Genomic DNA, 12,303 nt, shown 5'->3' with positions numbered 1-12,303 from the left:
CAGATGGGGTAGAAGTGGAGTCCAATCGCGTTGGAAGAGGGAACAACCGCACCAGAGATGATGTTGTTTCCGTAGAGTAGAGAACCAGCTACAGGCTCGCGGATACCGTCGATATCTACGGGAGGAGCTGCGATAAAGGCGATGATGAAGCAGGTGGTGGCGGTGAGCAGGGTGGGGATCATGATCACACCGAACCAGCCGACATAAAGACGGTTGTTGGTGCTGGTGATCCACTGGCAGAACTGCTCCCACAGGGAAGCGCTTTCGCGCTGTTGTAGAGTGGTGGTCATTGGTTTATGATTCCTATTAAGTTATCGAGGTACGATTGATTGATGATGTCTCTATCTTAAGGACTTTGTAACGGTTTGTAAAGGGGTTTAACGATATTGTTACTTATACCATTGATAAGCTGAGGTTATGTTAAGTCTATAGGGTTTCCTGGCCAAGTTTTCCTTTTGGGGAGTACGTCGTCAGAAGGCGATGCTAAATCAGGTCATACTTCATGTTTATGAAAAAAACCTAGATCTCGAACTCAGGTTAGACTAAAAAGGGAAATTTAATCATAATGGCGGTTGTCCTGACTATGGTAGAAAAAGTTCGTAAAACCGAGGCGGAATGGCAGGCCCAGCTAACTCCCGAACAGTTCCAAGTTACTCGCAAAAAGGGAACAGAACGGGCTTTTACGGGTAAATATCACGATAATAAAGAAAAAGGTATTTACAAATGTGTCTGCTGTGGTACGGAGTTATTTACTTCTGACAGCAAGTATGATTCGGGTACTGGTTGGCCGAGTTTCTGGACTGCTGCTAACGAGGCCAATATTAAGTACGAGCGAGATGTTAGTTTTTTCATGGTGCGGACAGAGATTGTTTGTGCCGCCTGTGATGCTCATCTCGGTCACGTTTTTAATGATGGTCCACCCCCGACGGGAAAACGCTATTGTCTCAATTCTGCCGCTTTGCAGTTTGAAAAAAATCCCTAAAGCAAAAAGAGGTCTGGAAAGACCTCTTTTTTTAAGTTCTAGTGGCAGCCGATTACAGTAAACCTGTATTAGTTCCTGGTTTGCCGGTAGCTAACTGCACTTTGACAATTTTGCCGCCCATTTTCATGATGCGTTGTTGCTCACGAAACCAATTATCGTAGGGAACGAGTTTGGTGAAATAGGTATTTTGTAATTCCCGTTGTGTCCGAATGCGGCTTTGACTTGGAACACAAGCGGTGATTTTGAACATCCGCATGGATTGATTTCTCCTAATCGCTGAAAAACTTGTCGCTCAAACTAACGAAGGCTTTTTCCTAAAATAACAAAGGTCGGGAGTCAAGGATCAATACTAGCTCGTCAAAACCTATCTTGGACAGATTCAGCCTTTAAAGACCTAGCACTCATCCTCGGCTTCCCGAACCTATTTCGTCCGAGTTCGTTACTTCTAGCTTAAGCCAGAGCTAATGTAGTCGAAGTAAATCCCCATTTCTTTACCCGCATCAGCACCAACTAAACTAGCGGTGACTTCTTTCATCGCTTGGATAGCTTGAACGGTGGAGGAGATGGGTACACCTAAAGAGTTGTAGGTTTCTTTCAGGCCGTTGAGAACGCGCTCGTCGAGGATAGAAGGATCTCCAGCTAACATAGCGTAGGTAGCATAACGGAGATAGTAGTCGAGGTCACGGATACAAGCGGCGTAACGACGGGTGGTGTACATATTGCCACCGGGACGGGTTACGTCAGAGTATAACAGGGACTTAGCCACAGCTTCCTTAACGATACCGGCAGCGTTGGCGCTAATGACACTAGCGGCGCGCACGCGCAGTTCACCGGTGGCGAAGTAGCCTTTCAGTTTGCCGAGAGCAGAAGCGTCAAGGTATTTGCCTTGAACGTCAGCAGAGTTGATAACAGAAGTAATTGCGTCTTGCATGGTGGTTCTTCCTTGGGTTTTGCTTAATCTTAAGAGGTTTACGAGGGGTGTGTCTAGAACGATTCACAAAGGAATTATTCTACGACATAGAGCCGATCACGTAATCGAAGTAGGAAGAAGCTTCAGAAGCATCGTCAGAAGACATAAGACCGGTAGCAACTTCTTTCATTTCGCGAACGCTTTGAGCTACGGCACCGATGTCGGTTCCTAAAGATTTGTACATTTCACGCACACCGACCAAACCGATTTCTTCAATCGGGGTGACATCACCAGCGACTACTCCGTAGGTGATTAAACGTAGGTAGTAGTCCATGTCACGCAGACAGGTAGCGGTCATTTCTTCGCCGTAAGCGTTGCCACCGGGGGAAACGATGTCAGGACGTTTTTGGAATAAGCGATCGCCAGCTTGTTTGACGATGGTTTCGCGAGCGCCGGTCAGGGTTTCAGCGATGCGTAAACGAGCGGCACCACTGCCAACGAAGGCTTTAATTCTGTCTAGTTCGCCGGGGCTGAGGTAACGAGCTTCAGCATCAGCATTCACGATCGATTTCGTGACGATACTCATTGATGGATTCCTCCCAACTAAGTGAGATTAATAAACTTAATCTGACATTTTATAGCAGTCGTGGTCACTACGCTTAAGTTATCTCGTTTCCGCCTCAGCGTCTCAAGACTTCCCTAGCTAGAGCGACCTAACGCAACTATTTTGCGGCATCTGGTTCACCTTCTCACTATTTTCGTAATACTTTTTAACATTTGCCCTGAGAAAGGAGCACCGGAGTGGGGTATGAGGTGTGGGGTGTAGGGTGTAGGGTGTAGGGTGTGGGGTGTGGGGAGAATACAATGAAACTGTCTCCTGTCTCCTGCCTCCTGACGACTGATTTAGCCTAGCCAATTAATTGCCCCTTTAATCCAGTCTTCTGGCTGAGTATTTTTACTAAATAAAGCATCTTGACTGAGGACTGCGATAGCTCGATCGATCTCCTCCCGGCTGTATCCTAAAGCTAAAAGGGTCATCTGCACATCTTCGAGGATTTCCGCTGCCGGTAGTATTGCCGTGGTTGTCGTCGTCGCTTCTTTTAGCTGTCGCCATGCTGCCAATTTAGTTTTTAACTCTAAAGCGATTCTCTCTGCTGTTTTTAAGCCGACTCCGGGGGTTTTGCTCAAAATTTTGGTATTTCCTGTCACTATCGCCACCACAAGTTCCTCAATCCCCAAGGTATCGATTAAAGCTAGGGCTAATTGCGCTCCAACTCCATTGACGGAAAGCAGTTGACGAAACAGATCTCGCTCTGGGGCGGCGCCGAAACCGTACAATAAAGGCTGCTCCTCGCGAAGGAGTAGGTGAGTAAAAATCTGACGACTATCATTGTTATCTTTGCCGATGTCTAGGGCTAATCGCGAGGGAATTTGGATTTCGTAACCGATCTGGTTTACGTCTAAAATCAAGATCAGTCGGTTATTGGGGGTTTTGATCACCTCGATCGCTTGTCCGCGTAAATAATTAATCATTAATTTAGTTCTCCTACGAAAATAACCGAACCACAGCAATGACGGTTTTTACTCCCTAAAGGAATGCCGGAGAGATTTGCAGTTTTGTTACAATTGTTAACAGAAGTGAATGGCGTAATTGATAACCTAATCTTCTTGGCGTTAGTCCCCAATAATTGGAGAAGATACAAAATGAATGGCAACATTAGAGTCGGGAATCTCTTTGGAATTCCCTTTTATATTAATCCTTCTTGGTTCTTTGTTCTGGGGTTAATTACCTTAACCTATGGGGGAGATTTAAGTCAGTTTCCCCAGTTAACGGGAATCATGCCCTGGCTCTTAGGATTTTTTGCCGCTATTCTCCTATTTGCCTCCGTGGTTGCCCACGAATTAGGTCATAGTTTTGTTGCCATCGCCCAAGGTATTGAAGTCAAATCAATTACCCTCTTTTTATTCGGTGGTTTGGCAACTCTCGGCAGAGAATCGAAAACTCCCCTAGAAGCTTTTCTCGTAGCAATTGCCGGCCCTTTAGTTAGTTTACTGCTCTTCGGTATCTTCCTAATTATTGGTCTCAATATTAGTTTAAATGGGCCGATGGCGGCGATTCTTTCTCTGCTTGCCTATATCAACCTCGCCCTAGGGTTATTTAACCTAATCCCCGGTTTACCTTTAGATGGTGGTAATATCCTTAAAGCCATCGTTTGGCAAGTAACGGGTAATCCCAATAAAGGGGTTTTATTTGCTAGTCGTTTCGGTCAATTTTTTGGTTGGTTAGCGATTGTCATCGGTGCGCTATCAATTCTCGGAATCAGTCAATTTGGCAGTTTTTGGACGCTATTAATTGGCATTTTCCTCCTACAAAATGCTGGCTTTTCCGCTCAATCAGCTAAGGTTCAAGATTTCCTAAGTCGCTACACCGCTAAAGATGTTATCTCTCCTAATAGTCCTGTAGTGCCGATTAATTTAACCCTGCGCGATTTTGCTAATAATTATGTTATCGGTAAACAACAATGGTCTAAATTCCTAGTTACCGATAGCGAAGGTAAACTATTAGGAGTGATTAATTTAGAGGATCTGAAAACAATTCCCACTTCCCAATGGACCCAGGTAAATATCGGCCAGTTATTACAAACTAGCGAAAGTCTCAAACTGGTTTTGTCTAATACTTCCCTCCTAGATGTGGTGAAAATTTTGGAAGGAGAAAATTTATCTCAAGTGACAGTGGTAGAGGAAAACGGCAGGGTTTTGGGGTTAATTGAAAAAGCTTCTATCCTTACTTTTCTCGCCCAAGAAACCCAAAGTCAAGCCGCTTAATCAGTTATCAGTTATCAGTTATCAGTTATCAGTTAGGTAAATGTAATTTTCACCTCAATATTCTCGCAGAATTTTGTCTAGTATCTCCTGACTATACTGACTGTCGCATTGCTTGCCATAATTGCTCGTATTCTTGCTCGGTTGCTGGCGATAAAGGGTTGAGAAAATCGCTTTTTTTGACTGCTTCTGGATTGACAAGTAAAGGATTATTTCTAATATCTGGGGGAATTTGATCGGGATTTTCAGTGAGAATTAGGGGTGATAATCCAGAGGTAAATAAAGAAATTTTATTAGCGGATTCTGGTTGCCAACAAAAATCAATCCATTGCTGGACAAGAGAATTAGGAGTAGTTAAAACTGGTTTTACCCACACATCTGACCAGAGAGAAGTGCCAGATTTGGGGACAACAACTTTGATTTTATTATAGCGATCGCTCACTGGTAAAATATCATTAGACCAACCCACAGACAGCCAGACATCACCGAGTATTAGGGGTTGTAAATAATATTGAGAACTATAAAATCTTACCTGTTTTTGTAAAGCGAATAGCTGGTCTTTTAGTCCCATTACTTGTTTTAAATCACTAGAATTATAAGAATAACCCAATTTTTTTAGGGTTAAACCGATGACTTCGCGACGATTATCAATTAGGGCAATTTTACCGGTTAATTCCGGTCGCCATAGATCGGACCAATCCTGTGGCCGCCAGTCAAATTGAGCGAATTTTTTCTCATTATAGGCAATTACTGTCATTCCCCAACGGTAGGGCGCACCCCAGACTTTCCCCTCTGTTTCCAGTTGTCCTTGAGCATTGCGAGTCATATTTTCTTGCCAACGGGGGGGCAGTTTTGACCAATTAGAGAGTTGAGAAGTATCTAGGGGTTGAATTAAACCGTTGCTAATCGCTTTTCCTAGCCAAGCATCTCCTAGGGTGACTAAATTACCCATGGCTGGGTTTTGTTCCCTAAAAGGGATAGGAAACGAAAATTGTGAGGTTGGTTGCCCCTGATTTTTTAACCATTTTTCCAATAATTCTAATAGCTCTTTCAGCTGCCTTTCCGACTGAAAATTGACTTTTTTTTCGGCAATAGTTTTCTGAAAATCTGTTAGTAATCGCGGCGGAATCGAACCGGACAGGAGAAAAATGCTCGGCTCGCCGCTTCTGGAAGCGCAGCCATTTAAACCCCCCGCTAAGGCGATTGTACCTAATCCTTGCAAAAAAGAACGTCTATTTAACATATCGCCCGCCGATTCTCAACTTTAACAGTAATAATTGCCAGTTTCTAGCCTTGAATTATTATAGGACGATTTTTAACAAAATGTAAACTAGGGAGTTTTGCCGCTACCGATTTCAGCCATAGAGAGGCTTTGTTGTTAACTTTTATGGTAGAAAACTCTGATTTTGTCCTAGTTAAAGCTAGGATAGAAGGAGTAAGCTAAGGGGAGAGGTTATAAGACTATGTCAAACAATCATGATCGAGATTTCCATTATTCTTGTCGTTGTGGAAAAGCCAATTTTCAGTCTGTAAAACATCGATCGGGTATTTTATTAATCGGGGGAGCGGAAGGAGGTAAGTTAGGAGAAGATCAAGCGACCACATGGTTATTAAATCGAGCTAAAGGCGGTAATTACTTAGTGCTGCGCTTTGGTGATCTTGGCGGTCAAGCCGATTGGATTTGCGACAATTATCCCTCCCTGATCGGCTCGGCAGCGGAACTATCAATTGATAGTCGTGAAGGGGCGAATCATCCTGATGTTATCGAATATATTCGTAATGCCGATATCCTTTTTTTTGCCGGTGGTGATCAAAATCAGTACGAGGATTTGTGGGAAAGCACAAAGGTGGAAACAGCGATCAATTATCTGATCAACGACAAAAAAGTTCCCGTGGCGGGAACCAGCGCAGGAATGGCTATTCTGGGGGATTTTTACTATGCGCCTACTCACGAAGGAGTACTGAGTTCAGAAATATTAAATAATCCCTTTCACTTCAACACCAAAGACTTCTATCGGAGTGATTTTATTCGGGTTCCTTTTCTCAAAAAAGTGGTGACAGATACCCATTTGGATCGACTCAATCAAGATCATCCCGAAACAAGATATGGTCGCCTTTTTGGTTTTTTAGCCCGTAATGTACACGATAATCACAATCAACTACCTGCCTACGCTATCGGTTTAGAAGAAGGTGCTTTTCTGGCGATCGATGAGCATGGTATCGCCAAAGTCTATGGCAACGGCACCGATAAGGGACAAGATGCCTATTTTCTGCAAACTAACGGGACTCTACCCGAACAGATGGAGCCGGATCGGCCTTTAATCTGGAATAACAACGGTCAAGCGGTGAAAGTCTATCGCATCGCGGGAACTCCCTCCGGCAGCGGTGAATTTGACCTCAAGGATTGGTCTAGTGCGGCTGGCGGTGGCTGGGAATATTGGTACACTAAAGGGGGAATGGCAGGGTTTAAGCGGGTTCTGGTAGCCTGAAGGTCATTTTTGTCAAAAAAGTGATTTCTATGGGTGTTAGGATTAATTTTGAGGCAATAAGGAGAATTTTTTGAGCTATGACCCCTGAATTAATCACTTTTGGTCGGTATCTCGCGGGTGAATTTGAAAATCAACGGCAAGCGCAAGCAGAACCGGTGTGGTACGTTCACCTGCGTTTATGGTTACGTCCGTTGCCTTTATTTCGGGAAGACAGCATCGCGCTTTTTGCCGAACAGGCCAGTATCATCAATTTAGACCAACCCTACCGACCGCGACTGTGGCGATTAACGCACTCGGAATCGGGAGGGTTAGAGGTTAGGCATTATATGTTTAATGACCTGAAATCCGTGCAAGGTGCGGGCAAAAATCCCGATATTTTGCGAAAAATTAGCTTAGAAGACCTAACTTTTCTGCCTACCTGCACTTTATCGGTCAAAGTCCATACTCTCGCTGATAATCAATACCAGTTTATCGCCCAACCGCAACCGGAACAGCACTGTCAATTCACCTATGAGGGTACAACCTATCAGGTGGCTTTAGGTTTCGAGGTGACGAGTCATAGCCTAAAAACCTACGATAAAGGTCTAGATCCCGGCACTGGTAAGGGAATTTGGGGCGCTCTGCTCGGCCCCTATCAATACGAGAAAAAACAGGATTTTTCGGCAGAATTGGAGGTGTGAGGAAGATTGCATCACATTAGGTCAAAATGACGGCAGATAACACCGCAAACAGCCGCTAAAGCGGTAATTCCTAAAGCTGTACCGATGTCTTGTCCTTGATTGACGGCAAAAGAAGTGACGATTCCCGCACCTAAACCGGCTGTGATTGCTGCTCCGAGAAAATCTTTATCTGAGTTTTTATACATAGAGATAAGGCCAAATTTCCACAAAATCGTGTTTTTTACCTTATCATCCTCTTTTGAGCAACTAATCACCCAGGGGCGGAATTGCAATCAAGCTTTAGATTTAGCCACGTTTCTTAACATTAAGCCGGGTCAGATAGATAGGGGGTAAAATCGATGAAATTAGCTAAAATCTCTTTTTATGGCTTTTTAACGCTGATTATCTCCCTTTTGCTAATACTGAGTTTTGTTAATGCCAGCAAGGCACAATCGGATACGGCGGTAAGATCGGAGTTAATTAGTCTCCGCAATCGAGTTGAGCGCCTTGAAAGTCAGGTCCGAGGAATATCCATCCGCGGGGAAAATGCCGCTCCGATTCCCCAACGGCGATCGGGAACGGGTATAGTAAATGGGGAAGTAGTCGGGGAAAGTGACCCACTGTTCCAGCGTTTAGCCACTTTAGTAATTGAATTAAAGGAAGATTTAAAAAAGCTGGAGCAACGGGTGCAAATCTTAGAAAAAGAAACCGTTAGCCAGAAATCGTAGTCAATTGATGCTATAACGATCGAAAGTTAAATTGATCTGAAACTATGCAGTTAATTGATTATGTAATTGTGCTGCTTTATCTGGCAGGAACCCTAATAATCGGGATTATCGCCGAGAAAAAAGCTTCTCAAGGTCTAGAATCCTACTTTTTGGGTAATCGCAATTTGCCCTGGTGGATGTTAGGGGTGTCGGGAATGGCGGCTAACACCGATTTAGCGGGAACTATGGTCATTTCTGCCCTAATTTACGCCGTCGGACCCAAAGGACTATTTATCGAAATCCGCGGCGGTGTTGTCCTAATTATGGCCTTTCTCATGGCTTTTATGGGCAAATGGAATCGCCGGGCTAAAGTTATGACCATGGCGGAATGGATGCAATTTCGCTTTGGACCGGGAAAACAGGGTAATTTTGCCCGAATTATTAGCGCCGTCGCCACTCTCTTATTCTCTATCGGTGCGATGAGTTATTTCTCCGTTGCGGGGGGGAAATTTTTAGGGCAGTTTCTGGGTATGGATGACCGTCTTGCTTCGGTGATATTAATTCTTCTAACCTTGATTTATACGGTGGCCAGTGGTTTCTATGGTGGGGTAATTACCGATTTATTTCAAGGGTTTCTGATTTTTGTGGCGGTCATTTATGTATCGACAGTGGCCTTTTTTACTGTTAATCTTCCCGATAGTTTCACGGTAGCAATTCCGGGGGCAGCAGAGCCAAAAACTTGGAATTTAAGCGACTGGTCTAGTATTTTCCCTTCGATGACCTTGGATTTACCCGGAGATTATGCCATCTTTAATTTGTTTGGTGGGGTGATTTTCTTTTATTTAGTTAAAACCATCATCGAAGGTTGCAGCGGCAGCGGTGGTTATATGTTACAGCGATACCTAGCGGCCAAAAGCGATCGAGATGCCGGTTTATTATCTTTATTCTGGATTATTCTGCTTTCTTTCCGTTGGCCTCTAGTCACAGCTTTTGCGGTTTTAGGTATTCACTACGGTTTAACCGAAGGCACGATTACAGATCCAGAAAGAATTCTGGCCACGGTGATTACTCAATACATTCCGGTGGGGATGAAAGGGTTATTAATTGCTGCTTTTTTAGCGGCGGCTATGTCCACTTTTAACGCAGTTATTAACGCTAGTGCTGCCTATTGGGTCAAAGATATCTATCAAGCTTTTTTGAAACCAAATGCGGGAGAACAGGAGTTAGTTTTTCAAGGTCGTTTGGCCTCGATTTTTGTGGTAGTCATTGGCTTAGTTTTGAGTTTTAATATCCAAAATGTCAATGATATTTGGGGTTGGTTAACCACGGGATTAGGGGTGGGATTAGCAGTTCCTCTCCTATTACGTTGGTATTGGTGGCGCTTTAATGGTTATGGTTTTGCCGTGGGAACTTTAGCAGGAATGATTGCGGCTATTGCCTCACAAGCGATAATTTTACCTTTCTTTCGTCACAGTCAATATCAGGAACTTATTCTCTTTCTTGTGCCGAGTTTGTTCGCTTTAGCTGGCTGTATTATCGCTACTTTGTTAACTCCTCCTACCGATATTTTAGTTATGGAAAATTTCTATAATGTTACCAGACCTTTTGGCTTTTGGGGAGAAGTCCGTCAAAGTGTTAAACCTAACCTACAGGCAAAAATTAAAGCGGAAAATCAACGGGATATCATTGCCGCTTTTCTCACCGTTCCTTGGCAATTAGTCCTCTTTATGATGGGGATTGTTTTAATCATCAAGCAGTGGCAAAGTTTGAAGATTTTGGCTTTGGTTTTTCTTTTGCTTTCCATCGGTCTCTATTTTACTTGGTATCGACATTTATCTAAGGAAATTACTGTCACTAAAGACCGAGATTTAGGTTAGGCAGTTATCAGTTATCAGTTATCAGTTATGAGTAAGATCTCGTTCCCAGGTAGAACCTGAATACTATTTTAAGGCAGAGCCTTAGATATTGTGTTCCAAGGCAGAGCCTTGGAACAAGGGAAACTCGCAATCCAAAATCTAAAATCTAAAATCCCAAAAAGAGTGGAGGAGCGGGTATCATTTCTCCACGAAAATCTAGTAATTGCACTAGAATTAAATAAGCGATTGCGATCAAAATCGCTCTAGTAATGATCGCAACCAGTTTTCCTCGATTCATAAACAATCCCTCAACTGATATAGTCTTATTGTACTAATGCCAGACAATAACCTCATCGCGATCAAAGCGAACTTTCTTCAACAGTTGATATTTGTCTTCTAAGGAGCGATAGCCGAGAGCCACTGCTGCTACTGCTGCATAGCCGCTACCTTCTAATTGCAGAATACGATCATAAGCCGCTGGCTCGATTCCTTCTAGTGGACAAGCATCAATATCGAGCAAGGCGGCGGTTTCCATCAGCATTCCCATCGCAATATAACTCTGTCGCTGAGACCACCATTGAACAATTGCTGAGCGTGGCCCATTAACTAAATCTGACACCATCAGATTCTTATAATTCTCCAGAGAAGCGACATCTAATTCTCGAACTTGAGCTATTTTTGCAACGAATTTCTCGACATATGCTACTTCAATTTTGGTAAGAGTAGCAAGTACCACATAGTGGGAGCAATCCTCTACTTGAGTTTGATTCCAACTGACCGGAGTAAGTGCCGCACGAATTTTTGGATCTTGAACGACAATAAATTTCCAGGGTTGCAAACCATATGAAGAAGGAGCCAGTCTCAAGCTTTCTTCTAAGATAAACCAATCTGCTTCAGAAATTTTTTTAGACGGGTCAAATTTTTTGACAGCGTATCTCCACTGAAGCTTTTCTAAAATTTCTTGAGGTTGAATCGTCATTATATCTCCTGGGCGATTGAGCGCTGGAATCTATTTTAAATTCTCTCAAAATCTGCAAAAAAAAAGCAAGCAAAATTTTGCCGTCAATTGTTAAGTTTGGTTAAGAAAAATAGCAAGAGCGGCAAGGAATAGAAATCCCTTACCGTTGACTTTGGCCGGACTCACCACTTCTTATAGGGTAAAAACTTACCCGACATGGTAATTTTAACGCGATCGCCTTTAGGGTCTTCCTCCTTATCCACGTCGAGGGTAAAATCGATCGCACTCATAATGCCATCGCCGAATTTTTCATGAATCACCGATTTTAGTGGCATTCCATACACCTGCATGATCTCGTAGAAACGATAAATCAGGGGGTCGGTGGGGACAACAGGACCCAATCCCTTGACAGGATACTCGGTTAAGGATGCGACGATTTCGGTTCCCAGTCCCAAAGCTGCCACAATTTTCGTTGCTTCTTCTAGGGAGGCGCTCGCTTGCCGGTAAAAAACAGCGGCAATCCACACCTCATCTCGTTCTAGAATCGCTTCTAGGTCAGCGAAACTCAGTCCTTTTTCCTTCTTCGCTTCCAATAGTTTTGCAGTAATTTCGGGTATCATCGCTTATTTTTGCAGAATTTGTCTGCTTCTAGTTTACCTGAACATCAATTATATAAGTAAAAGTTATGACATTGATAAAAAAACATTTCTTAAAACCCCTTTACATAACTATAAAAAGCCGATAGTATTAACTCATGTCAAACAACGAACCTTGACAACCTAATACATACAGAAATTATCCAACCATGACTACAACTCTACAACAGCGCGAGAGCGCTTCCCTGTGGGAGCAGTTCTGCCAGTGGATTACCAGCACCAACAACCGTCTTTATGTCGGCTGGTTCGGTGTGATCATGATC

At 43.5% G+C, this 12,303-nt stretch carries 14 protein-coding genes and 2 pseudogenes; 7 read left to right on the top strand and 9 right to left on the bottom strand.

Going from position 1 to position 12,303, the window contains the following annotated elements; translation table 11 throughout:
- Positions 1 to 290, bottom strand: a pseudogene (locus H6G40_RS21420) (photosystem II q(b) protein); the annotation flags it as partial.
- Between the two features lie 275 nt (positions 291 to 565).
- Here H6G40_RS21420 and msrB point away from each other — a divergent pair.
- Positions 566 to 982: a peptide-methionine (R)-S-oxide reductase MsrB gene (gene msrB / locus H6G40_RS21415; protein WP_190538228.1), complete on the top strand. Its 417-nt coding sequence runs from the start codon at positions 566 to 568 to the stop codon at positions 980 to 982.
- Between the two features lie 52 nt (positions 983 to 1,034).
- Here msrB and H6G40_RS21410 read toward each other — a convergent pair whose 3' ends face one another.
- The 4 genes from H6G40_RS21410 to ruvA all read right to left on the bottom strand — a co-directional run bounded on the left by H6G40_RS21410 (position 1,035) and on the right by ruvA (position 3,425).
- Positions 1,035 to 1,238, bottom strand: coding sequence for a phycobilisome linker polypeptide (locus H6G40_RS21410; protein ID WP_002739162.1), 204 nt, complete (start codon positions 1,236 to 1,238; stop codon positions 1,035 to 1,037).
- A gap of 189 nt (positions 1,239 to 1,427) precedes the next feature.
- Positions 1,428 to 1,913 carry an allophycocyanin subunit beta gene (apcB, locus tag H6G40_RS21405; protein WP_002738786.1) on the bottom strand — a complete coding sequence of 162 codons (486 nt, stop codon included), beginning with the start codon at positions 1,911 to 1,913 and terminating at the stop codon, positions 1,428 to 1,430.
- Positions 1,914 to 1,992: 79 nt separating this feature from the next.
- Positions 1,993 to 2,478, bottom strand: a complete 486-nt coding sequence (locus H6G40_RS21400) for a globin family protein (protein ID WP_002739012.1) — start codon at positions 2,476 to 2,478, stop codon at positions 1,993 to 1,995.
- A 317-nt stretch (positions 2,479 to 2,795) separates the two neighbouring features.
- Positions 2,796 to 3,425 (bottom strand): Holliday junction branch migration protein RuvA, encoded by a 630-nt coding sequence (gene ruvA, locus H6G40_RS21395; RefSeq protein ID WP_002777015.1) that lies wholly within the window; start codon positions 3,423 to 3,425, stop codon positions 2,796 to 2,798.
- A gap of 63 nt (positions 3,426 to 3,488) precedes the next feature.
- Between ruvA and H6G40_RS21390 the strand changes: the two genes are divergently transcribed.
- On the top strand, positions 3,489 to 4,718 hold the full coding sequence (locus H6G40_RS21390; RefSeq protein ID WP_190538227.1) for a site-2 protease family protein: 1,230 nt from the start codon (positions 3,489 to 3,491) through the stop codon (positions 4,716 to 4,718).
- Positions 4,719 to 4,809: 91 nt separating this feature from the next.
- Here H6G40_RS21390 and H6G40_RS21385 read toward each other — a convergent pair whose 3' ends face one another.
- Positions 4,810 to 5,958 carry a substrate-binding domain-containing protein gene (locus H6G40_RS21385; RefSeq protein WP_002739305.1) on the bottom strand — a complete coding sequence of 383 codons (1,149 nt, stop codon included), beginning with the start codon at positions 5,956 to 5,958 and terminating at the stop codon, positions 4,810 to 4,812.
- A 220-nt stretch (positions 5,959 to 6,178) separates the two neighbouring features.
- Between H6G40_RS21385 and H6G40_RS21380 the strand changes: the two genes are divergently transcribed.
- Positions 6,179 to 7,204, top strand: a complete 1,026-nt coding sequence (locus H6G40_RS21380; protein ID WP_069475051.1) for a cyanophycinase — start codon at positions 6,179 to 6,181, stop codon at positions 7,202 to 7,204.
- 77 nt (positions 7,205 to 7,281) lie between these two features.
- On the top strand, positions 7,282 to 7,884 hold the full coding sequence (locus H6G40_RS21375; protein WP_069475050.1) for a chromophore lyase CpcT/CpeT: 603 nt from the start codon (positions 7,282 to 7,284) through the stop codon (positions 7,882 to 7,884).
- An 11-nt stretch (positions 7,885 to 7,895) separates the two neighbouring features.
- Here the strand turns inward: H6G40_RS21375 and H6G40_RS21370 are convergent, their stop codons facing one another.
- Complete coding sequence (locus tag H6G40_RS21370) at positions 7,896 to 8,069, bottom strand: hypothetical protein (protein WP_002739017.1); 174 nt, start codon at positions 8,067 to 8,069, stop codon at positions 7,896 to 7,898.
- A 153-nt stretch (positions 8,070 to 8,222) separates the two neighbouring features.
- Here H6G40_RS21370 and H6G40_RS21365 point away from each other — a divergent pair, with 153 nt between their 5' ends.
- A complete protein-coding gene (locus H6G40_RS21365; RefSeq protein WP_002803572.1) occupies positions 8,223 to 8,591 on the top strand; it encodes a hypothetical protein in 369 nt (122 codons plus the stop codon).
- Positions 8,592 to 8,635: 44 nt separating this feature from the next.
- Positions 8,636 to 10,447, top strand: a complete 1,812-nt coding sequence (locus H6G40_RS21360) for a sodium:solute symporter family protein (protein ID WP_069475049.1) — start codon at positions 8,636 to 8,638, stop codon at positions 10,445 to 10,447.
- A 310-nt stretch (positions 10,448 to 10,757) separates the two neighbouring features.
- On the opposite strand, the gene H6G40_RS21355 is transcribed toward H6G40_RS21360, so the two are convergent.
- Positions 10,758 to 11,405, bottom strand: a complete 648-nt coding sequence (locus tag H6G40_RS21355) for an NAD(P)H-dependent oxidoreductase (RefSeq protein WP_002738682.1) — start codon at positions 11,403 to 11,405, stop codon at positions 10,758 to 10,760.
- A 161-nt stretch (positions 11,406 to 11,566) separates the two neighbouring features.
- Positions 11,567 to 12,004, bottom strand: coding sequence for a cyanase (gene cynS / locus H6G40_RS21350; RefSeq protein ID WP_069475048.1), 438 nt, complete (start codon positions 12,002 to 12,004; stop codon positions 11,567 to 11,569).
- Positions 12,005 to 12,189: 185 nt separating this feature from the next.
- On the opposite strand from cynS, the pseudogene H6G40_RS21345 reads away from it, so the two are divergent.
- A pseudogene (locus tag H6G40_RS21345) lies at positions 12,190 to 12,303 on the top strand (photosystem II q(b) protein); the annotation flags it as partial.

The sequence above is a fragment of the Microcystis viridis FACHB-1342 genome (assembly GCF_014698335.1).
Taxonomy (GTDB): Bacteria; Cyanobacteriota; Cyanobacteriia; order Cyanobacteriales; family Microcystaceae; genus Microcystis; species Microcystis ichthyoblabe_A.
Note: the sequence above shows the minus strand (reverse complement) of the source record. Positions and strands in the feature narration are given on the sequence as shown.